This window comes from Aeromonas sp. 601039, assembly GCF_049174415.1.
In the GTDB taxonomy this organism is placed as follows: Bacteria; Pseudomonadota; Gammaproteobacteria; order Enterobacterales; family Aeromonadaceae; genus Aeromonas; species Aeromonas veronii_A.
The window spans coordinates 1-21,710 of sequence record NZ_JAAKTL010000025.1; the positions used below are offsets into that span (position 1 = coordinate 1).

Consider the following 21,710-nt stretch of genomic DNA (forward strand, 5'->3'; position numbering starts at 1 on the left):
CCCGATGCGGTACATAGGGGGTTCTGAGTAGAGAAATGCTAGTTGAAAATGTGTAAACCTATTTCAGGACTAGACATGTTTTTCTCCTCTGCGGAATGATCCACTGGCCATTCCCCGACATCCTTCCCTTTTGTCTCATGGTCGCAGCGGCAAGTCATTGAATGTTAATAGCTGGTTGAAATGTATGACTGTTCTGGTCAGATAAAGCCGTGGACAAGCGTTATGAAGCGGGTTAAGTTGTTTTTTCACCCGATTTTCGGGTCAATGATGGAAAAATCCTTTTTTTCTACTGTCGACGGGGCTGAATTGGGCCGATCTGCATTCAGATAACAACAAGAAACGGATCGGGCCGTGCCGGGAAGCACGGCATCGTCGGCGGGATTCGCTAAACGGAGCAAAGCCTGGAGGGCTTTATCATGGAGATGTTATCAGGCGCCCAGATGGTGGTTAGAGCGCTGGAAGATCAGGGAGTTGAGCACGTCTTCGGCTACCCTGGTGGCTCAGTGCTCGACATCTATGACGCTCTCTTCGAAAACGGCAAGATGGAGCATGTCTTGGTGCGGCATGAGCAAGCCGCGGTTCACATGGCGGACGGTTACGCCCGTTCCACCGGCAAGGTGGGGACTGTGCTGGTGACCTCGGGCCCGGGAGCGACCAACTGCATTACCGGTATTGCCACCGCCTATATGGATTCCATTCCGCTGGTGATCCTCTCCGGCCAGGTGCCGACCAGCATGATCGGTGAGGATGCGTTCCAGGAGACCGACATGATCGGTATCTCCCGCCCGGTGGTGAAGCACAGCTTCCTGTGCAAGAAGGCGAGCGATATTCCCGAGGCCATCAAGAAGGCCTACTACATTGCCGCCAGCGGCCGCCCGGGGCCGGTGGTGGTGGATCTGCCCAAAGATGTGCAGAACCCGAAAGAGAAATTCCCCTACCAGTATCCCGAGACGGTCTCCCTGCGCTCCTACAACCCGACCAAGTCTGGTCATAAGGGGCAGATCAAGCGGGCAGCCAAGCTGCTGGTGGATGCCCAGCGCCCGGTGATGTACGTGGGCGGTGGCGCCATCAATGCCAACGCGGATCATCTGGTGACCAAACTGGCGGAGCTGCTGAACCTGCCGGTGACCACCACCCTGATGGGGCTGGGGGCCTTCTCCGGCGTCCATCCGCAATTTATCGGCATGCTGGGGATGCACGGCACCTTCGAAGCCAACAAGACCATGCACAACGCGGATCTCATCTTCGCTGTCGGTGCCCGCTTCGATGACCGCGTCACCAACAACGTGGCCAAGTTCTGCCCCAATGCTACCGTGGTTCATATCGATATCGACCCCACCTCCATCTCCAAGACGGTGCAGGCCCATGTGCCCATCGTCGGCTCGGTGGAAACCGTGCTGGAGCAGATGCTGGAAGTGATCCGCGAGTGTGGCTTCGATAACGACAAGGAGGCGCTGGCGGACTGGTGGAGCCAGATCAACCAATGGCGCTCCCGTCACTGTCTGGCCTACGAAAAGTCGGCCACCCAGATCAAGCCGCAACAGGTTATCGAGACCCTCTACAAGGTGACTCAGGGTCAGGCGTTCGTTGCCTCCGACGTGGGCCAGCACCAGATGTTTGCTGCCCTCTACTACCCGTTTGCCAAACCGCGCCAGTGGATCAACTCAGGGGGCCTCGGCACCATGGGCTTCGGCATTCCGGCCGCCATGGGGGCCCAGTTTGCCAACCCGGATGCGGTGGTCTGCTGCGTCACCGGCGATGGTTCGGTGCAGATGAACATTCAGGAGCTCTCTACCTGCATGCAGTACGGGGTGCCCATCAAGATCATCTCCATCAACAACCGTGCGCTGGGCATGGTCAAGCAGTGGCAGAAGATGTTCTACGGCGGTCGTCACAGCCACTCCTACATGGAGTCCCTGCCGGACTTCGTCAAACTGGCGGAAGCCTACGGCCACGTCGGTATCGCGGTGAGCGATCCGGCCGAGCTGGAGAGCGCCATGGAGAAAGCCTTCGCCATGAAGGATCGGCTGGTGTTCATGGATATCTCGGTCGACCCGGATGAGCACGTCTATCCGATGCAGATCAAGTTTGGCGCCATGGATGAGATGTGGCTGAGCAAGACGGAGAGAACCTGATGAGACACATCATTTCAGTACTGCTGGAGAACGAATCCGGCGCCCTGAGCCGCGTGGTGGGTCTCTTCTCCCAGCGCGGCTACAACATCGAGACCCTGACGGTAGCGCCGACCGAGGATCCCACCCTGTCACGCATGACCATAGTCACCATGGGGGACGAGCGGGTGCTGGAGCAGATCCAGAAGCAGCTGCACAAGCTGGTGGATGTGCTCAAGGTGTGCGACCTGAGTGAAGGGGAGCATATCGAGCGGGAGATTGCGCTGGTCAAGGCGCGCGCCGCCGGTGGGGCCCGTGACGAGCTGAAACGGCTGGCGGATATCTTCCGTGGCCAGATCGTCGACGTCACCCCCGAGCAGTACACGGTACAGCTGGTGGGCACCAGCGAGAAGCTGGATGCCTTTATCAAGACTGCCGCCCAGACCAACGAGATCATCGAAGTGGTGCGCTCCGGCGTCTGCGGCATCTCGCGGGCGGACAAGGCGCTGCGGCCCTGATGGCTGGCGGAACAGCTGATGACGCGTCAGCTGCCGCAGAGTGAAAGAAAAGAGGGCTCTGCGGAGCCCTTTTTGTTTGGTTTTTCTTTACGAGGGGAGGGGTGATGTTCGGTATTCATGATCTTGCACTGTTTATGGTCTCGGGGCTGCTGCTCAACATCATGCCGGGGCCGGATTCCCTGCTGGTTATGCTGCGCAGCGGCTCGCAAGGGTGGCGTGCCGGTTCAGTCACGACGTTGGGTATCGGCACAGGTGTCATGGTGCATGTGCTGGCGGCGGCCCTCGGTCTGTCGGCCCTGCTTAGCGCGTCGGCCGAACTGTTTGCCCTCATCAAGCTGGCTGGTGCCATCTACCTCATCTATCTGGGGTTCTCCCTGCTGCGCCAGCAGGCTACGGGTGCAATGGAGAGAGGGGCCACCCTGCCTGCCCTCTCATATGGCCAGATTTACCGGCAGGGAGTGCTGACCAATGTGCTCAACCCCAAGGTGGCGCTCTTTTTCCTCGCCTTCGTGCCCCAGTTCATCGCACCGGATGCCCCCGACAAGGCGTTCGCTTTTATCCTGCTCGGCTGCATCTTCAACCTGGGCGGTATCATCTGGTGTCACCTGCTGGTCTTTACCACCGTCTATGCCAGCCACAGGGTACGCTTGTCACAGCGTCTCGGCCGCTGGCTCAACCGGGGCATCGGCACCCTGTTTGTCGGGCTCGGGATCAAGCTCGCCAGCGACTAGCTCGCCGCTTTCTGACCTGAGGCAGATTATCGTGCACCGCGCTGTGGTATGGTCGGCAGTCAGCTGCGGGGCCAGCCCCGCTCTCTCTTTTTCAGGTCAGCCCCACTGGCCGCAGCAGCGAGATCCCTTGCCCAGATGAACATCGCCCGGCTCAAGAACTTTACCGAGATCGTGAAGAACAACTTCAACATCTCGGCGACGGCGGAGAAGCTCTATACCTCCCAGCCGACCCTCAGCAAGCAGATGAAGATGCTGGAAGATGAGCTGGGATTCGCCCTCTTTACCCGCAAGGGGAAGAATCTGGTCGGCTTGACCAGCGCAGGCGAGCAGGTGATGGAGCTGGCCAAGGGGGTAGTGGCGCAGGTGGAGCAGATCAACCAGCTGTCGCTCGGGGAGCAACTGGCTACCAGCGGGGTGCTGCGTATCGCCACCACCCACACCCAGGCGCGCTACAAGCTGCCAACGGTGATCACCGAGTTCAGCCGTCGTTATCCCGATGTGGCGATCCAGCTCCATCAGGGGGCACCTGCCCAACTGGCTCAGATGGTGCAAAGCGGCGATGTGGATATGGCGATCGCCACCGAGTCCATGTATTTGTTCGACGAGCTGGCCGCCGTCCCCTGTTATCGCTGGGGGCGCAGCGTGGTGGTGCCCCATGGTCATCCGCTGATCGACTGCCAGCCGCTGTCGATGGCAGATCTGGCCCGCTATCCCCTCATCACCTATGTGTTCGGTTTCACCGGACGCTCCAAGATGGACAAGGCCTTCAGCCGCCACGGTCTCTCGCCGAAAACAGTGCTGACCGCCACCGATACCGATGTGATCAAGCACTACGTCCGGCTTGGTATGGGGGTCGGGGTGATCGCCAGTGTGGCCTTCGACGAGGGGGATCGGGAGGATCTGGTGAGTTTCAACATCGACCACCTGATCGCCTCGAGCGCCACCCACATCTGCCTGCGCAAGCATGCCCATCTGCGTGACTACATGTACGACTTTATCCACCTCTACGCCCCCCATATCAGCCGGGAGACGGTGCAACTGCACCTTATCAACCAGCCGCCGACTGCCAATATGGCGGAGTTGCCGTGGCTCTAGCCGCGGGTTGTTTGTCGTACACAGAGCAAGAATGCAGAGACAAAAAAGAGAGGCTGTTGCCTCTCTTCTGGTTTTATCGGGATGCGAGATTAAGCGCTGCGGGTCGCTAGGTTGATAAAGATCTGGGCTCCGACCAGCAGGCAGTCGTCATCGAGGTAGTAGGGGTTTGCATGCAGATAGTTGCAGATCCCCTTGGCCTGACAGCCGCTGCCGAGGAAGAACATGGCCCCCTTGCGGCCACGGCAGGCGTTGACCATGTAGCTGAAATCCTCGCTGCCGGTCATCGGCTGACCCTGAGCGTTGATCCCCTCAGAGGGCAATACGTCGGCGGCCGCTTGCAACAGGCGGGCACAGGCATCGGCGTGGTTCTCGACCGCCGGATACCCGGCATAGACCATCTTGGTCTTGAAGCCGCGCAGCTCGCTCTGGGCCACGATCTCCTTGAAGCTGTTCTTCAGGATCTGGTCTGTCTCGGCATCCATGGCACGGATGGTGCCGCGCGCCTGCACATGGTCGGCGATGGCGTTGGGGATGGTGCCGCCGTTGATCATGCCGCAGCCAAACACCGCCGGGCTGAACGGGCTGGTGCGCTTGGCGACGATGTAGTCCATGTCTTCGATGATCCGCACCGCTTCGCGGATGGCATCCAGCCCCTTGTGGGGGGTGGATCCGTGGGCGGATATACCGTGCACATCCAACGTCCAGGCGGAGCCCCAGGAGGACATGACACCGTGGTTGAACTTGATGGTGCCGGTCTCCATGGCGCCGTCGTTATGGAGGGCATAGATCTCGTCCACCCCCTTCATGCAGCCCAGTTCGACCATCTTCTCGGCGCCCGGCACCCGCATATCCTCTTCCGCCATCTGGAAGATAAAGCGGACGTTGTACTGCAGGCGATCGCGGTTGGCGGCCAGAAACTTGGCTGCGGTCAGGGCGATCGCCATATGGGAGTCGTGACCGCAGTTGTGGGCCATTCCCTCGTGGGTCGACTTGAACGCAACCTCGCTCATGTCGTGCATCTCGAGGCCATCCATGTCGGCACGGAAGGCGATGGTCGGCAGCACAGGATCAACTACCAGATCGCCGTGGAAACCGGTGAAGCCCGGGTAGTCGGTGAGACGGTAGCCAAAGCCTGCCATCAGCTCGCGGCAGTAGGCCGAGGTCTTGAACTCGACGCCGGAGGCTTCCGGAATGGTGTGCAGATGGTGGCGCACTTCCTGACTGAAGTCGCGCAGGGCCAGCAGGGCCGGTTCAATGTGGATGTTGTTCATCAGATGATCCCTTGAATGGAGAAGCCGAGCTGGGCCACCAGCGAGGCGCCGAAGAAGCAGCAGGTGGAGACGATCATGAAGATCAGGATCACTTTCCAGGACATCTTCTTCAGCTCTTCCAGCTGACCGCCCACCGAGAGACCGGCAAAGGCCAGCAGCGGTACGCAGCAGGAGAGGAAGGAGATCTTGGCTACGGCGTCAATGAAGAGGCCGCGCACCGGGGTTTCCGGCAGGCAGATGAGAATGCCGATGATGGTGGCATAGGCAAATGCCGGCAGGGAGGAGGGCAGGTAGCGCTTGGCAATCAGCGAGGCGAACACCACCAGCGACATGGCGATAAAGCTGTCACCCATCAGCCAGAGCGGGGTGCCGGTGGTCAGGGTCTGGGTAAACATAGCCAGCAGGATCGCCAGAAAGACGAATCGCATATCCATTACGATGCTTTTCATGCTTTCTCTCCTTTGGCAGTCAGGGCATAGATTTTTTCAGCGAGCGGCAGACCCAGATAGGTGAGGGAGAGGGCGCCGAGGGCAGACGAGAGCAGGTTCGAGGCTGCCGCGATACTCAGCACCTGCTGAGCCAGTGCTTCGTCGAGACCGTTGATCAGGGCGCCGGAAGCGGCACTCAGCATGGAGCCTGAGCCCACACCGGAGCCGGCAGCCAGCGCCAGCGGGTGCAGACCGGTGAGCGGGGCTATACTGCCCAGCACGCTGAACCAGAGGGTACCGATGACGGAGCCGCACAGGTAGATGGCCAGCACGCCGATGTACTCCTGGGAGCCGGTGCCGAACTTGCCCTGAATTACCGCAACGGACGGCTCACGGCTGATGGAGGAGCAGGCCCCGATGGCGCGGCGGCCAAAGCCGAACTTCACCGCCAGCGGAATGGCGATCAGGATCGGCAGCAGGTTGCCAATCTCCTGCAAGAACAGCGGCACGCCGACGCTCAGGATCATCTTCAGGTTAGGGATGATCATCCCCGCGTACTGGGTACCCAGGATCAGCAGGCTGAAGCCCACCATCTTGCCGCAGAAGCCCTCTTCTTTTTCGGTGAAGAGCTGTTTCCAGCCGGGGATGCGATCCTTGACCGGTTTGGCGGAGACAATCATGCCGATGATGACGGCAAAGAGCATCGGCAGGATCGGGATGATGGCGATGCCTATCTTGATCTCCTGTTTACCTATCAGGTACTGGGCCACAAAGATCAGCATGGCGGTTGCCAATATGCTGACCGTGACCGTCTTGAGGGGGCTGGTTTGCTGCATAGTTTTTTCTCTTGTTATTCCCATGTGTGGCCATCGTCAGGATTGTCCAGACCGATGATGGGGGCATCATAAGGAGCGAAGAGGGGCAGGAATGTGACCTTCATCAAGCTGGCCATATGGCATTTTTTCATGGGGTATGCCCTTTAACCCTCTGGATACCAAGGGTTAAAGGCCGTTAACAGAACGTCAGCATTGGCAGGACAAGATAAGCAAACAGGAGGGAAATGGTGACACCGCCCCGCAGGGCGGTGACGCGGATCAGACGGGCGTTTTGAGCCGTGCACTGCGCAGCAGCAGGGGGAGCTGGTAGAGCACCAGGGCGCCGAGTACCAGTCCGGCACCGGCCAGTTTGGCGCCGCCGAGGGGTTCGTTGTAGAAGAGGGTGCTCAGCAGCAGGGTCCAGACCGGTTCCAGCAGCATCATCAGGGCGGCGTGGGCGGTGGTCATCTTGCTCAATGCATGGGTGAGCAGCCAGTAGCGCAATGTGGTGGCGATCAAGACGCTCGCCACAAACCAGCCCCAGATGCCGTGGCTGACTCCAGCCTCGGGCCACTGTTCGGTCAGCAGGGAGAGCAGGGTGCCGAGCAGGCCGGTCATCGCCAGCTGGATGCAGGTGAGCCAGGTGGGGGCAATGGATTGGGCGAAGTGGCGATGGACGGCAAGCTGGATACCGAGGGTGGTGGCCGCCGCCAGAAACCAGAACAGCGAGAGCGACACGCCCCAGTGGGTACTGCTGGAGAGCAGCAGCAAACCGGCGATGGCGATGGGCAGGGTGAGCCAGTAGTGGCGGCCGGGTTTGGCCCGAAAGGCGGCCCATGCGGCCAGCGGGGCCATCAGGGTCGCAACGCTCATGATAAAGGCGCCGCTGCCGAGCGCATTGCTCTGGCTGATGGCGGTGACCCACAGCAGCAGGCTGGCACCGAGCAATGTGCCGCAACCGGCGGCGCGCACCAGTTGGGCGCGAGTCGGCGGCGGTTCACGCAACCAAGCCAAGGGGAGCAACAGCAGCGCCGCCAGCAGGAAGCGGCTGCCGATAAAGGCGGCAGGGGGCAGTTCGCGGATCGCCTCTTTCGAGAAGAGCCAGCCAGCGGCGGCCAGCAGGGTGACCAGTACCATCAGCAGCAGGGGAGTGCGGTTCATCGGGGTCATCATGGTGAAATGGAGAGGAGAGCATAAAGGAAAGGCGCCAGGTATTGCTACCTGGCGCCTTTCGCATCTGCCTTGAACCGCCGTCGCGGCTCGCGGCCAGCAATCAGTTCATGCCGTAACGCTTGAGCTTCTTGCGCAGGGTGCCACGGTTGATACCCATCATCACGGCAGCGCGAGTCTGGTTACCACGGGTGTACTGCATGATCACGTCCAGCATCGGCGCTTCGACTTCGGAGAGAACCATATCGTACAGATCAATCACTTCCTGACCGTTCAACTGGGCCAGGTAGTTACGCAGGGCCTGTTGCACAGAGTCACGCAGGGGGCGCTGGGTCGGCTCGGCAGCGTGATTGTGAGTAGTTGTTACCAATGCATCAGAAGTCAGGGTTTGTTCGAACATATTCGGTCGGCTCTTTAGTTATCTTGTTAACCTAATCCATCGAAATACGCTTCGAGTGCCTCAAGTTGCGCGTCTGCGCAATCCAGGGCATTGAAGTGCTTACGGAATTCTCGGCCCGTCTCTTCTTCATCCAGATACCAGCCCACGTGTTTACGGGCTATGCGCGCTCCCAGATATGCACCATAAAACCGGTGCAGGTTGGTTACATGCTCGTTCATCAGGGTGCGAACCTCTTCCCTCTCGGGAGGCGGCAGCTTGGTGCCCGTCTCAAGAAAATGACGGATTTCCCGGAAAATCCAGGGTCGTCCTTGCGCAGCTCGGCCGATCATCACGGCGTCAACACCGGTATAGTCGAGGACATACCGGGCTTTCTCCGGGCTGTTGATGTCACCATTGGCGACAACAGGAATCGATACGGCCTGCTTAATCGCCCTGATCGTGTCGTACTCCGCTTCGCCCTTGTAGAGGCAGGCACGGGTACGACCATGCACGGCAAGGGCCGCGATACCGCAATCTTCGGCGATTCGGGCGATCTCCACGCCATTGCGGTTATCCGGATCCCATCCTGTGCGGATCTTCAAGGTGACAGGCACCTCCACTGCATCCACCACGGCCCGGCAAATTGCTTTGACCTGATCGGGGGCACGCAGCAGGGCAGAACCTGCCAACTTCTTATTCACTTTTTTTGCCGGACATCCCATGTTGATGTCGACGATCTGTGCGCCCTGCTCCACGTTGTAGCGGGCAGCAAACGCCATCATCTCGGGGTCGGCTCCGGCAATCTGGACCGATCGCAATCCGCCTTCTGCAGAGTGATCCATCCTCATCCGGGTTTTCTGGGTATCCCAGACATCCGGGTTGGCCAGCAGCATCTCGGAAACGGCCATGCCAGCCCCCAATCGCAAACAAAGTTCACGGAATGGTCGGTCAGTTACACCGGCCATGGGAGCCACAATCAAGGGAGTTTCAAGCGTGTGGGGACCTATCTGCATTCCACGGTTACCATCGGCTTAGGGCGGCGTATATTACGCATTTTTTAGGCAGGAGAAAAGGTTAGTATTTGAGCGTCAGCCATTTTTTTCTGAAAAAAACGTCGCGCCAAGGCTTGCAAATTCTGGAGTTATTGAAAAACGGCCAGATTGCCGGAGAGTGAGCGCTGTACCATTCGGGTCGGACGCCTGCATAATTGTCAGTCCACTTGCAGGCCCGCTTTGCGTTATGATAGCGGGCTTAAGTCGAGCAAATGCTCCAAACATTTATGCAACAAAAGCGGATTGGGGATCTATGACGTCAAGGTTCATTAAATCACTCTGGCCGTGTCTGATGGGGGCCGTGCTGGGGTCGGCGCAGGCGCAAACTATCAGCTTCGGTGAAGCCTGGACCAGGGTCATCCAGCAGGATGAAGGGCTGGCTGCCGAGCAGGCCGGGGTCGATCGGGCCAAGCAGCTGCGCGAGGCGGCCAAGGATATGTATCTGCCCAAGGTGGATCTGGGGGCCAGCTATACCCATCTTGATCAGCCGATTGAACTTGATGCCCTCGATCTCAATCCGCTGGCCAAGCAGAAAGATCTGATCCTGGCACTCGGCAGCCTGTTCGGGGTCGGGGCCAACGCATTTGTCACTCCCCTGACCAAACAGAATGTGGTGACCAGCTCGGTCAAGATGCTCTGGCCGCTCTTTGCCGGTGGCCGCATCGATGCGGCGCAGGATATCCGTCAGGCGCAGGTGAGCGAGGCGCAGCAGCTGCTGGTGCTCAAGCAGCAATCCACCTTCGAGAGCCTCTCCCAGACCTATTTCGGTGTGGTGCTGGCTGCTCAGGTGGTGCAGACCAAACAGGAGATCGAAGAGGGGCTGGCCCACCATCTGGATCACGCCAAGAAGCTCGAAGCGCAGGGGCAGATAGCCAGGGTGGAGTGCCTCTCCGCCCAGTCGGCCTATGATCGGGCCCGCATCGATACCCAGAAGGCGCGCCGCAGCCTCGAGATCGCCGAGCTGGCCCTTGGCCGCATGCTGAAGTTGCCAAATGCCCAGCCGGGCAGCGGCCTGTTCGTCAACAAGGAGCTGCCGCGCCTTGAGGGGTTGGTGAGCCAGACCCTGGAGGTGCACCCCGGTCTCAAGCTGCTCACTGCCAAGAAGGAGCAGGCCAAGGGGCTGATCCGAGTCGAGCAGGGCAAATATGCCCCCGAGGTGTTCCTGTTCGGCAACTACAACCTCTATGAAGATGATTCACTCGCCTCCAAGACTGCGCCGGACTGGCTGGTGGGGGTGGGGGTCAGCATGCCGCTGGTGAGCCGCGATGGCCGCTCCGAGACGGTGCAGGCCGCCAAGAGTGCCGAGTTGCAGGTCAATCTGCTGCAGGCCAAGACCCGTCAGGATCTGGAGTTGCTCGTTGAGAAGACCTGGCGTGAAGCGGCGCAGGGGCTGGAGGAGTATCAATCCCTCTCTTCCACCCAGGCGCTGGCAGAGGAGAACGTGCTGCTGCGGGACAAAGCCTTCGGGCAGGGGCTCTCGACCTCCCTCGATGTGGTGGATGCCCAGAACCAGCTGGCGGGGGTCAAGACCCAGCGTGCGGCGGCGGCTTATCAATATGTGGTGTCTCTGGCCCGTCTGCTGGCGCTCTCCGGCCAGATGAACAGTTTCAATCAATATCAGCACGGTCAGGTGATCGAGGTGAACTCATGATCGCACTCCAGCCCGTTCCTTTTTCTATCTCTGTTTCGACCGCCAAGGGTCGCCCGTTTGTCGAGGTGAAGTGATGAGCCATCCCCCCATCAAAAAGAAGATGAGCCAGGGTAAACCGCTGTTGTTGCCGCTGGTGCTGGTGATCCTGGTGGTCTGGCTGGGCTGGCGCTTCTGGCTCGCTTATCAGCCGGAGCCGGTGCATCTGCAAGGGCAGATTGAAGCGCAGCAATATTCGGTCTCCTCCAAGGTGCCGGGTCGTATCGACGAAGTGTTGGTGAAAAAGGGTGATCAGCTGACCAAGGATCAGCTGGTCTTTACCCTGGCGAGCCCCGAGATCGAAGCCAAGCTGAGCCAGGCCAAGGCCGGTGAGGCCGCTGCGGGGGCGCTGGCGCAAGAGGCAGAGAAAGGGGCCCGAGCCCAACAGATCGCTGCCGCCAAGGATCAGTGGCAAAAAGCCAAGGCTGCCGCCCAACTGCGTGGCAAGACCTATGAGCGGGTCGCCAGCCTGCACCGCGACGGCGTAATGCCGCTGCAAAAACGCGACGAGGCCTGGACCGCGTGGCAAGCTGCACGCTACAGCGAAGGGATGGCGTGGCAACAGTACCAGATGGCGTTGGAAGGGGCGCGGGAAGAGACCAAGATCGCCGCTCGCGAGAAGGCCAAGATGGCGGCGGGTTCTGTTGCCGAGGTTGAGGCCTATCTGGCCGACACCCGCATCACCAGCCCCCACAATGGTGAAGTGAGTCAGGTACTGCTGCGTAGCGGCGAGCTGGCGCCACAAGGCTTCCCGGTGGTGACCCTGCTCGACATGAGCGATGCCTGGGCCCAGTTCCACGTTCGCGAGGATCTGCTGCCCCGCTTCCCGGTCGGTACCGAGTTTGATGCCCGCATCCCGGGCCTTGGCGATCAGACCGTGCGCTTCAAGGTGACCCATGTGGCCGTGATGGGGGATTTCGCCACCTGGCGTGCCACCGATACCCGTCAGGGCTTCGACATGAAGAGCTTCCTGGTGGAGGCTCGCCCGCTGCAACCGGTTGAGGGGTTGCGGGTTGGCATGAGTGTGCTGGTTGAACTCTGATGGGACGTGAATTTCGGCTGCTGTGGCAGGATCCCTTCAGTCGTGCCCTGATGAGCTGGGTGCCGCTGCTGCTGATGGGGATCCTCTGCTGGATCTTCTCGGCAGGATTGGCCCGCGACCTCAAGGTGGGGCTGGTGGATCTCGACCACAGCATGCTCTCGCGCCAGCTCGCCTTCTCGCTGGATGGCTCGGCGGGGCTCAAGGTGGCGCAACAGTTCGACTCCATCGATGCCGGTGCCCACGCCCTGCGCGGTGGCGACATCTATGCGCTGGTGGTGATCCCCAACCATCTGGAGCGGGATGCCCGTCAGGGCACCCAGCCGCAGGTGACGGTGTTCAACAACGGCCAGTTCATCCTGATCGCCAAGCTGGTCAACTCTGCGCTGGCGCAGGTGGTAGGCACCCTTAACGGTCAGGTCGGCGTGCTGGAGGCGATGGCCGATGGCAAGGCGCTGCCCGGCGCGCTCGGGCAGTCGGTGCCCATCAGCAGTCAGGTCACTGCGCTCTATAACCTCAACTCCAGCTATGCCCAATTTCTGCTGAGCGCCATTCTGCCCGCGGTGTGGCAGATCCTGGTGGTGCTGTTCGGCCTCAATGCACTGGCCCGTAATGATCGGCTGGGGCTGGACTGGACCACTCGCGGTGTCTGGTTTGGCCTCTGGCGCACCCTGCTGCCCCACATGCTGATTGGCTGGGGCTGGGGAATTGTCTGGACACTGCTGCTGTTCAAGGGCTTCTCCTACCCCATGCACGGTAGCTGGCTGGTATTGCTGGTGGGGCTGGGGCTCGCCTCGGCAGCCTGCGTCACCATGGGGGCTTTTTTCTACGGCATCATTCGGGATCCGGCCCGCGCCCTGTCGCTGGCGGGGGCTTACACTGCGCCCGGTTTTGCCTTTATGGGGGTCACCTTTCCGGTGAGTGCCATGGGGGATTTCGCCCGCTTCTGGCGCAGCCTGTTGCCGGTCTCTCACTATGTCGAGCTGCAGATTGGTCAGAGCAATTATGGTCTGCCCCTCGCATCCGCCCTGCCGCAACTGGGGGCGCTGCTGCTGTTTCTGCTCCCCCTGCTGCTGGTGGTACGTCGTTACAAGCAGCAGGCCGAGCTGGCCCGTCAATCAGCCGCAGTGGCAGTCGCCGAAAAGGAGCCTGAGTGATGCTGGGATTTGTCGATCTGTTGCGCCTAGAGCTGCGCACCCTGCTGGCGGATCGCGCCATCATGCTGACCCTGTTTGGCGGGGTGATCTTCTACTCGTTTCTCTATCCCCAGCCCTATCTGCATCAGCTGCCGCGGGAAGAGGCGGTGGTGATGGTCAACGAGGATGGCAGTCAGTTGTCCCGTCAGCTGGAGTTTATGGCCGATGCCACGCCGCAGGTGAAGCTGGTGGCGCGGGCCAATTCACTGGATGAAGCGCGGCAGCTGATGATGGCCGGGAAGGCGAGCGGGATCCTGCATATCCCCAACCACTTCTATCGGGATCTGATGCTGGGCAAGAGCGTCACCCTGAGCTATGCCGGTGATGCCTCCTACTTTCTGGTCTACGGTACCATTGCCGAGGGATTGGCGCAGGCTGGCGGCACTCTCGCCGCGCAGGTGAAGGTGGCGCGGCTGTTGAGCCACGGCGAGGCACTGCCACAAGCGGCCATGGGCTGGAATGCGGTGGCCCTCAACGTGGTGCCGGTGTTCAACCCCACCATGGGCTACGTCAACTACGTGGTGCCGGCGGTGTTCGTGCTGATCCTCCATCAGGTGTTGCTGATGGGGGCGGGGATCCTGGGTGCGACCCAGAACCAGCGCAGTTGCCGCGGCGAGCACGGTTACTGGCAAAGCGCGCCGGTGTTGCCGCTGCTGCTGGCCAGAACCCTGGTGCTGGCGGGGTTGTTTCTGTTACCGGTGAGCTACTTCCTCGGCTTCTGCTTCGATCACTACAATATCGCTCGTCATGCAGACCCTGTGCAGCTATGGCTGTTCGCCCTGCCGTTCCTGCTGGCGACCTGCTGGTTCGGTATTGTGCTGGGGGCGATCTTTACCCGGCGGGATCTGCCCACTCAGGTGGTGTTGATCTCCTCCCTGCCGCTGGTCTTTCTGGCGGGCTTTATCTGGCCGCTCGAGCTGATCCCGGCGCCCCTCAACTGGCTGGCTCAGTGGGTGCCCACTATCCCGGCCATCGAGGGTTTTCTGCGCCTTAACCAGATGGGGGCCGACTTCGCGCAGGTTTCCCGTTACTGGTGGCAGCTGTGGGGACTGGCGCTGCTCTACGGCGTGCTGGCTTGCCTGCTGCTGCGTTGGCGGCAGCAGTCGCTGCCGGTGGCCAGTCAGCCGGTCGTACAGAGTGAGACGACCGCCGGTTAAGCGGGATGGTGCAAGCGCGAGCAAGATGGCGTGTGCGGTAAGGCGAAAACGGTCAGCCCTTGGGCTGACCGTTTTGCTATGTGGTGGGGTTAAGCGGTTTTACTGCTGCTTTAGCCACGCTGGAGCGTGGGATCCCCGATGGCGTAGATCTGCCCCACCGCCGTCTCATCCGCCAGCAGACGCAGCCCTTGGGCGGCCACATCGGCACGGCGCACCAGTCCGTGTACTTCCTTGCCCTGACTCAGTTCGGCGCGGCCGGTGGCGTCGCCATCCTGCAGGCCCGCCGGGCGCAGAATGGTCCATGCAAGGGCGCTGGTCTGCAGCCAGCTCTCCGCCAGACTCTTGAGACGTACCTCGTGACCGAAGGCGGCGCGGGCCCGCTCCGGCAGATACTGCCAGCTGTCGCCACAGCCGAGGGAGGTGACCAGCAGCAGCCGTTTCAGGCCTACCTGCTCCATGGCATCGATCACATGGCGGTTGCCCTGATAGTCCACCGGCGCGGCTTGACGGAAGCTGCCGAGGGTAGAGACGACCTGTGCATCTTGTCCCGCCAGAACACATGCCTGCTGCACCGCAGCCAGATCCAGCGCATCCCCCTCGATCACCTCAACTCCCAGCGCACCTAGTTCTGTGGCCATCTCGGGGTTGCGTACCAGCGCAACGACCCGGTGACCCTGGCTCAGGGCGTGATGAGTAAAGGCGCGGCCCAGCCCGCGGCTGGCTCCGAAAATCAGTGTGGTTGGCATAGCTGAGCTCCCTTGGCAAAAGGGGCTAGCCTAGTGGCTTGTTCGCCTGCTGTAAATGAGAGTTTTTTCTATTTGTGAGCTGGCAGGGAGGAGAGAGTGCGAGCCGTCAGCGACTCGCACTCTTTGAGAGGGATCAGCCGTTGTAGTTGCCGATGCTGGGGCGACGGCTTGGGCCGCTCAGGTGGATATCCACCGGATTGAATGCCTTGATCGCCTCATAGCTGAAATCACCGATCGCCTGATGCAGGCTCTGGGGCGTGTGGTTGGTGATGATGATGACGCTCTTTGACAGGTTGCGACGGCGGCGCAGCAGGTGGCCGAGGAAGCTGGACTGGCTCTCCGCCATCTTGGCGCGGTTGGCCGATACCTCGTCGATGATCAGCAGATCCACCTCTTCCAGTGCGCGGCGGTACTGGTTGCGCTCGTCCTGATCGGGGATGACGTTGAAGAACAGCCGATCGACGATGGAGGCCCACTGCTGGAAGATCACCGATTTCTGGTGACGGGCGATCAGCTCATGCGCTACCGCCCCCGCGAGGGTCGACTTGCCGGTGCCGTAGTCGCCGTAGATCAGCATGCAGCCGCCACCGCTCTTCTCCCAGTGCTCGAAGCCGCTGATAAAGTAACGGGCGGTTTCGATAGGGTATTGCAGCGCCGGGTCACCGGCATCCATTTTGTCGAACACCCAGTCGGGGTTGAGGTCGGCCTGGGCGATCAGTTTCTGAATCCGTTCCTGGCGGGCTGCCTTCTGCAGCTCGCGCACCTCGGCGTTGGCCTTGGCGTCGTACTCCTTGCGCAGGGTCTCGTAGTCATACTGGCCGCCACCGGTCTCTTGTTGCAGGCGACGAATGCGCTCCAGCAGGCCACCCACATGGCGACTCAATTCCGGGTCGTGAATGCGGTGATCCTGCTTGGCCTTGGCGATCTTCTGGCGCTTGGCTTCGATCTCTTCCAGCTCCTGGCGCAGGGGATCTTGCGGGTCAGTCATGGAATGCTCCTTCTGCTCGATCAGGGATGGGTAGACAAGGGGTTGATTCTGCCTGCAGGCGGGGGCCGCTATCAATCATTATCCGGCTCCTGCTGCGCTGCGGGTTCTTGCGTCTGCTGTTGGGCCAGTCGTTTGGCCTCTTCAATCATCTGTTGGGCCCGTTTGCTGGGGCCCGACTCTGCCGGGGCCGGCGTCACCTGCTGGTAGCCCTGCACCTCCATCGGCTTGCGACGGGTATAGCGGCGGGTCTTGAGGGCGCGAATGAACTTGAGCATCCATTGATGCTGGGAGTCGAACACCTCGGGGCGCCCCAGCCAGTAGGCGATAAACTCCCCCAGATCCTCTTCGCTGTAACTGGCATCGATCACCCCGCACAGACGGGCGAGGGCGGGCAGCTCTTCGTCCGGTCGCCACTGCAGATGCATCTGGAAAGGGCGCTCCGGCAGCGGGCTGCGCAGTTTCTGGGTCAGCAGCGGCAACTGAAACGGGCACTGGTGGTAGTGCTCACTCTCGGGCTGAGCCTCGACTTGCAGCAGGCCCGCCTCCATCAATTCATCGAACAGCTCGGTGAGCTGGCGGGCATTGACCTGAAACGAGAAGCCGCAGGGATCGCCCGGGTCGACCACTGCCAGCGCCCGACCCAGCTCGGGATAGTTGAGCCGGGCCGCCTGATTTTCCAGCACCAGTCGGCGCAGCTGCAGGGTATAGAGACTGCGAGCCGGATGGGACAATCTTGGGTGGGCAAGGGCGCTGTATTCGGCTGGGGTCATGGTCTTCTTCACGAGCTGGAGTGGGGGGCATTATCCCCTATGGTGCTCTCCTGCACAATTCGTCACACTGCAAGTGAGTGCCCTGCATGGTCGGGTGGTGAAAATTGAGCGTACCGCGGAGCGTTGAGCAGGGAGAGCGGGATTGTGTCGATAATCCAGCAGCTTGCACTATTTTGGTATGCAGATTAGCCAATCCGGCTATTTGTGACGCAAGGCACGCGGCATTTCTGCTGATTTAGACTAGTCTTATTACTTAAATAAACAATTGACTCATAAGGTTTTTGTCAACATGCCAAAACCCGGACTGCGGATCCTGGTGGTGGAAGACGAAGCAGTTTTTCGCCATTCGTTAGTGAGTTACCTCGCGCGGGACGGGGCAACGGTGTTTCAGGCTGAGGATGGAATTGAAGGGTTGTCAGCTGCAGCGATTTATCATCCCGACGTGGTACTGTGCGATCTCAATATGCCCAATATGGATGGCCGCGAGGTAATCGCCTGTCTCTCTGCGCGCTATCCCCATATTCCGGTTATCGTCATTTCGGCCCAGAGCTCCATGGAGGCGGTCGCCAGTGCCTTGCGTGCCGGTGCTCGGGACTACCTGCTCAAGCCCCTCGAGAACTTCGCACTGGTCGATCGCAGTATCGACCAGTGCCTGAATGGGAGTTCCACGCGAGCTCAGCAGCTCGAATTGATGGCGCATATGGATTACTTCAGTGCGCATGATCGGGCTGCCAGCCGTTTGCTCGCCGGGCTGAAGCCACCGGGATTGCAGGAGTGGGGCCCCTGGCAGGTCACGTTCAAGGGGCTTGGGCACCTCTTCATTCCCGATACCTTCAAGGTGGAAGACAAGCTGCTGGTGCTGGTGATGGAGATGCCCATCATGGGGACGGATGCAGGATTTTGCGGGGCGCTGGTGCGCTCTCTGATGAACGTGCCCTATCGCCAGTTTCAGCAGAACGAGAGCCGTTTGCTGAGCCAACCGCACCGGTTGCTCGACTACCTAAACCATCAGTTGATGGAGTCCGGGTTGCGCCACGCTTTTGCCATGGCTGCTCTGCTGTTTGATCAGCACGATGGGCTGGTATTTGCCAATGCCGGGCTCACTTCCCCCCACTGGTTGATGCGCTCGGGTGGATTACCGCTTGGTCTGATGCGCAACAGCCACTACGCTCTGCACAAACGCAGCTGGCATGAACCATTCGATCTGCAGTTTCGCAGCGACAGCGGTAGTGCGCTCAATGTGCAGGTGCGTCATCACTGAGGCTGCTTGACTAGAGACCAAAACAGACAAGGCGCCCGATGGGCGCCCTGTCTGTTGTCTACAATCCTGACCGTTTAGACGGTGGCGGAGTGTAGTTTCTTCTCTTGAGCTTGCGGCTCTTTGGCCGGGCCTTCGGCACCGTGCATCCAGTAAACCAGACGATTAGCCATGGTCAGCAGCAACAGGGCGCTCAGCACCGCAGCCAGGGCGATGCCACCGAAGATGGCGATCGGGCCGGCTTCACCAACAATGGAGCCGATAAAGCCCGCAGCATAGTTGGCGATGGCGATAAAGCCCATCCAGGCACCCATCATGAGGGAAGCCAGACGCAGCGGAGCCAGTTTGGTCACCATGGAGAGGCCGATCGGGGAGAGGCAGAGCTCGCCCAGGGTGTGGAACAGGTATGCGCCAACCAGCCAGAACATGGAGGTCTTGACGGTGTTGTCACCACCCTGCTGTAGCACGGCACCCACCATGAACAGGAAGCCGATAGCCAGGAACAGCAGACCCATGGCGAATTTCACCGGAGAGTTCGGCTCTTTCTTGCCGAGCTTGATCCAGATGGCCGCAACGACCGGTGCCAGAGTGATGATGAAGAAGGGGTTCAGGGACTGGAACCAGGCAGTCGGCACTTCGAAGCTGCCGATCATGCGGTCGGTATACTCCTGGGTGTAGAGGTTCATCAGACCACCGGCCTGCTCGAAGCCGGCCCAGAAGATGATGGTGAACAGACCCAGTACCAGAATAACCTTGATGCGATCCACTTCCTGCTTGGTCAGCGGTGCTTTCTGCTCGGTAGTACGCAGGGCGGCTGCGCGCTGGGCGGCAGTGACACGACCGATGTCACCCAGGAAACGTTGGGCCATGGTGGCCTGGATCACCAGAGAGAGCAGCATGCCGATACCGGCGCCGACGAAGGCTGCTTGCCAGCCGTAGGCGGTGGCGGCAGCACCACAGATCACACCTGCCAGCAGGGAACCCAGGTTGATGCCCATGTAGAAGATGGTGAAAGCACCATCACGGCGGTGATCGCCCTCTTCATAGAGGTCACCCACCATGGTGGAGATGTTCGGTTTGAACAGGCCGTTACCCACGATCAGCAACGCGAGGCCCGTGTAGAACATGGTGTTGACCATATCCGGGAACATGGCGTGGGGCAGTGCCAGAGTGAACTGACCTGCGGCCATCAGCACGGCACCGATCAGGATGGCGCGACGTTGACCCAGGAAGGTGTCAGCCAGCCAGCCGCCGATCAGCGGAGTGATATAAACCAGACCGGTATAGATACCGTAGAGTTTGAGGGCATCTGCCTGACTCCAGCCCAGACCGCCGTTGGCAGTCAGGTCGGTCAGATAGAGCACCAGTACGGCACGCATGCCGTAATAGGAGAATCTCTCCCACAGTTCGGTACTAAAGAGCAAAAAAAGCCCTTTAGGGTGACCTAAAAAGGTCCCTTTTGACGGGTTATTCATTGGAACTTCCACCTGTGTCTTATATTTTTTTGAGTTTTTTATGCAAGGGCGAGAAACACGCCTCAACCCTTATAGAACATGCGTGAATAAATTACAACATTATGATTTGCTGAGAGTTTATTTACTCTTGATTGATTTTTTGTTGCGCAAATGAAAAAGGAGCATCATTTGATGCTCCTCGAATACCTCTACAAAAAACAGATTTTTTAGCGATTACAACTGTTTGACGAACTGCTTCAGCCAACCGATGAACTCGCCGTTCAGCTCACGATGGCGTACGGCATATTCCACATTGGCTTTCATATAGCCGAGTTTGCTGCCGCAATCGTGGCTCTTGCCCTTCATGAAGTAGGCGTTGACCTGCTCCTGCTCCATCAGCATGGCGATGGCGTCAGTCAGCTGGATCTCGTCACCGGCACCGGCCGGGGTCTTCTCCAGCAGCGGCCAGATATTGGAGGAGAGGACGTAACGACCCACCACCGCCAGATTGGAGGGGGCTTCGTCACGGGGCGGCTTCTCGACAATGGCCTGCATTGGCAGGGACATCCCCTCGCTCAGGGCCTCGCCCTTGATGTCGGCGATGCCGTACTTGTCCACTTCGCTTTCGGGAACCGCTTCCACCATGATCTGGCTGATCTGGTTCTCTTCGAACATATGCACCATCTCGGCCAGGTTGTCTTTTTTCGGGTCGCTGGCCACTTCATCAATCAGCACATCAGGCAGCAGCACGGCGAAGGGGTTGTCACCGATCAGCGGGCGGGCACAGAGGACCGCGTGGCCCAGCCCTTTGGCCTCCCCTTGGCGGACGTGCATAATGGTGACGTCTTTCGGGCAGATCTGTTGCACCTCTTCCAGCAGCTGACGCTTGACTCGCTTCTCGAGGGTCGCTTCCAGTTCGAAACTCTTGTCGAAGTGGTTTTCGATGGAGTTCTTGCTCGAGTGGGTGACCAGCACGATCTCTTTGATACCGGCGGCGATGGCTTCGCGCACTACGTACTGGATCAGCGGTTTGTCGACCACCGGCAGCATCTCTTTCGGGATGGCCTTGGTGGCTGGCAGCATACGGGTACCCAGACCGGCTACCGGGAGCACGGCCTTGCGAACTGTCAGAGGAGTCTTTTTCATGGAAAACTATCCAGCGGGATTAAAGTGCGGCCATGATACTCCAAGAAAAATGGGGCAGCCACAGGCTACCCCATTCGTATATGCAGAGCTCGGACGTTATTTGACGATGATCATGTCACGGTTGGCTTCCAGCGTGGCAGGGCCAATTCCATTGACATCTGCCAGCTGATCGACCGAGGTGAACTTTCCCTGTTTCTCCCGATAGTCGACGATGGCTTGTGCCTTCTTGTCGCCAATCCCTTTCAGGCTGGTGAGTTCGGCAAGGGTGGCCGTATTGATATTCAGCTTGCCGGCTTCCTTGGCGACCTCGGCTGTGGTGGTTTGCTTCGGCGCTGCTTTATCAGCGGCCAACACAGGTTGGCTGAACAGGGGCAAGCAGGCTAACAGCATGATTGCAGAGAGCTTCTTCATCAGCATTTCCATTCCTCCATGATGTTGGATTTTGCCGAGTAGGCAGTTTGAGAAATAGCGTATCGAACGGGTCTTTTTCACTGCTATTTCTAACAGGTCAAATTCTCATGCCGATGGTGGCGGATTTGCTATAAGCGCTTAGCCATGAATGCCGCCGTATAGCCAACCTTATGATCTGGAATGTATTTCAGATGCATCTTTGATTTGACGAGCAAACTTCTCCGAGATGCTCTGCTCAAACCGTTGTGGAGGTGCCGGATGGAATTATTCTGCGCAACAAAGTGCGGA

The 21,710-nt window shown here is 59.7% G+C and carries 21 protein-coding genes; 9 read left to right on the plus strand and 12 right to left on the minus strand.

The genetic code is table 11. The features are described from left to right. Window positions 1–416: 416 nt before the first annotated feature. From G5195_RS17175 to G5195_RS17190, 4 genes are all read left to right on the plus strand, one after another. On the plus strand, window positions 417–2,135 hold the full coding sequence (locus tag G5195_RS17175) for an acetolactate synthase 3 large subunit (RefSeq protein ID WP_043823044.1): 1,719 nt from the start codon (window positions 417–419) through the stop codon (window positions 2,133–2,135). After that, the gene (ilvN, locus tag G5195_RS17180; protein WP_005311605.1) at window positions 2,135–2,629 is read left to right on the plus strand and encodes an acetolactate synthase small subunit; all 495 of its coding nucleotides are present in this window, start codon (window positions 2,135–2,137) and stop codon (window positions 2,627–2,629) included. Before G5195_RS17175 ends, ilvN begins: the two co-directional genes overlap by 1 nt. A 104-nt stretch (window positions 2,630–2,733) precedes the next feature. After that, a complete protein-coding gene (locus G5195_RS17185; protein WP_421222437.1) occupies window positions 2,734–3,360 on the plus strand; it encodes a LysE family translocator in 627 nt (208 codons plus the stop codon). A gap of 135 nt (window positions 3,361–3,495) precedes the next feature. Further along, window positions 3,496–4,455, plus strand: coding sequence for a LysR substrate-binding domain-containing protein (locus tag G5195_RS17190; RefSeq protein WP_421222439.1), 960 nt, complete (start codon window positions 3,496–3,498; stop codon window positions 4,453–4,455). 89 nt (window positions 4,456–4,544) lie between these two features. Here G5195_RS17190 and G5195_RS17195 read toward each other — a convergent pair whose 3' ends face one another. The 6 genes from G5195_RS17195 to dusB all read right to left on the minus strand — a co-directional run bounded on the left by G5195_RS17195 (window position 4,545) and on the right by dusB (window position 9,531). Next, window positions 4,545–5,726: a M20 metallopeptidase family protein gene (locus G5195_RS17195; protein ID WP_421222441.1), complete on the minus strand. Its 1,182-nt coding sequence runs from the start codon at window positions 5,724–5,726 to the stop codon at window positions 4,545–4,547. Further along, complete coding sequence (locus G5195_RS17200; RefSeq protein ID WP_033114935.1) at window positions 5,726–6,175, minus strand: hypothetical protein; 450 nt, start codon at window positions 6,173–6,175, stop codon at window positions 5,726–5,728. Before G5195_RS17200 ends, G5195_RS17195 begins: the two co-directional genes overlap by 1 nt. Further along, entirely contained in the window at window positions 6,172–6,990 is an 819-nt protein-coding gene (locus G5195_RS17205) for a DUF3100 domain-containing protein (protein ID WP_005339140.1), read from the minus strand. The genes G5195_RS17200 and G5195_RS17205 overlap by 4 nt, the downstream gene beginning before the upstream one ends. A gap of 258 nt (window positions 6,991–7,248) precedes the next feature. Further along, entirely contained in the window at window positions 7,249–8,130 is an 882-nt protein-coding gene (locus tag G5195_RS17210; RefSeq protein WP_337073361.1) for a DMT family transporter, read from the minus strand. 112 nt (window positions 8,131–8,242) lie between these two features. Then, window positions 8,243–8,539, minus strand: a complete 297-nt coding sequence (fis, locus tag G5195_RS17215) for a DNA-binding transcriptional regulator Fis (RefSeq protein WP_005309538.1) — start codon at window positions 8,537–8,539, stop codon at window positions 8,243–8,245. 26 nt (window positions 8,540–8,565) lie between these two features. Then, entirely contained in the window at window positions 8,566–9,531 is a 966-nt protein-coding gene (gene dusB, locus G5195_RS17220) for a tRNA dihydrouridine synthase DusB (protein ID WP_019445016.1), read from the minus strand. A gap of 292 nt (window positions 9,532–9,823) precedes the next feature. Here dusB and G5195_RS17225 point away from each other — a divergent pair, with 292 nt between their 5' ends. The 4 genes from G5195_RS17225 to G5195_RS17240 all read left to right on the plus strand — a co-directional run bounded on the left by G5195_RS17225 (window position 9,824) and on the right by G5195_RS17240 (window position 14,649). Then, window positions 9,824–11,221: a TolC family protein gene (locus G5195_RS17225; RefSeq protein WP_199258709.1), complete on the plus strand. Its 1,398-nt coding sequence runs from the start codon at window positions 9,824–9,826 to the stop codon at window positions 11,219–11,221. A gap of 73 nt (window positions 11,222–11,294) precedes the next feature. Next, the gene (locus tag G5195_RS17230) at window positions 11,295–12,299 is read left to right on the plus strand and encodes an HlyD family secretion protein (RefSeq protein WP_158111906.1); all 1,005 of its coding nucleotides are present in this window, start codon (window positions 11,295–11,297) and stop codon (window positions 12,297–12,299) included. Next, entirely contained in the window at window positions 12,299–13,453 is a 1,155-nt protein-coding gene (locus G5195_RS17235; protein ID WP_421222443.1) for an ABC transporter permease, read from the plus strand. The genes G5195_RS17230 and G5195_RS17235 overlap by 1 nt, the downstream gene beginning before the upstream one ends. After that, complete coding sequence (locus G5195_RS17240) at window positions 13,453–14,649, plus strand: ABC transporter permease (RefSeq protein ID WP_421222445.1); 1,197 nt, start codon at window positions 13,453–13,455, stop codon at window positions 14,647–14,649. The genes G5195_RS17235 and G5195_RS17240 overlap by 1 nt, the downstream gene beginning before the upstream one ends. A 110-nt stretch (window positions 14,650–14,759) precedes the next feature. Here the strand turns inward: G5195_RS17240 and G5195_RS17245 are convergent, their stop codons facing one another. From G5195_RS17245 to G5195_RS17255, 3 genes are all read right to left on the minus strand, one after another. Then, entirely contained in the window at window positions 14,760–15,395 is a 636-nt protein-coding gene (locus G5195_RS17245) for an NAD(P)-dependent oxidoreductase (protein WP_421222447.1), read from the minus strand. A gap of 133 nt (window positions 15,396–15,528) precedes the next feature. Then, the gene (locus G5195_RS17250; RefSeq protein WP_005349200.1) at window positions 15,529–16,383 is read right to left on the minus strand and encodes a DnaA ATPase domain-containing protein; all 855 of its coding nucleotides are present in this window, start codon (window positions 16,381–16,383) and stop codon (window positions 15,529–15,531) included. A 71-nt stretch (window positions 16,384–16,454) separates the two neighbouring features. Continuing rightward, window positions 16,455–17,153 carry a DnaT-like ssDNA-binding domain-containing protein gene (locus G5195_RS17255; protein WP_005349201.1) on the minus strand — a complete coding sequence of 233 codons (699 nt, stop codon included), beginning with the start codon at window positions 17,151–17,153 and terminating at the stop codon, window positions 16,455–16,457. Between the two features lie 289 nt (window positions 17,154–17,442). Here G5195_RS17255 and G5195_RS17260 point away from each other — a divergent pair, with 289 nt between their 5' ends. Continuing rightward, the gene (locus tag G5195_RS17260) at window positions 17,443–18,414 is read left to right on the plus strand and encodes a response regulator (RefSeq protein ID WP_421206036.1); all 972 of its coding nucleotides are present in this window, start codon (window positions 17,443–17,445) and stop codon (window positions 18,412–18,414) included. Window positions 18,415–18,488: 74 nt separating this feature from the next. On the opposite strand, the gene G5195_RS17265 is transcribed toward G5195_RS17260, so the two are convergent. The 3 genes from G5195_RS17265 to G5195_RS17275 all read right to left on the minus strand — a co-directional run bounded on the left by G5195_RS17265 (window position 18,489) and on the right by G5195_RS17275 (window position 21,428). Continuing rightward, window positions 18,489–19,886: a peptide MFS transporter gene (locus tag G5195_RS17265; RefSeq protein ID WP_227341975.1), complete on the minus strand. Its 1,398-nt coding sequence runs from the start codon at window positions 19,884–19,886 to the stop codon at window positions 18,489–18,491. A 213-nt stretch (window positions 19,887–20,099) separates the two neighbouring features. Further along, window positions 20,100–21,011: a UTP--glucose-1-phosphate uridylyltransferase GalU gene (gene galU / locus G5195_RS17270; protein ID WP_227341976.1), complete on the minus strand. Its 912-nt coding sequence runs from the start codon at window positions 21,009–21,011 to the stop codon at window positions 20,100–20,102. 96 nt (window positions 21,012–21,107) lie between these two features. Continuing rightward, on the minus strand, window positions 21,108–21,428 hold the full coding sequence (locus tag G5195_RS17275; protein WP_021231962.1) for a ComEA family DNA-binding protein: 321 nt from the start codon (window positions 21,426–21,428) through the stop codon (window positions 21,108–21,110). Window positions 21,429–21,710: the final 282 nt, after the last annotated feature.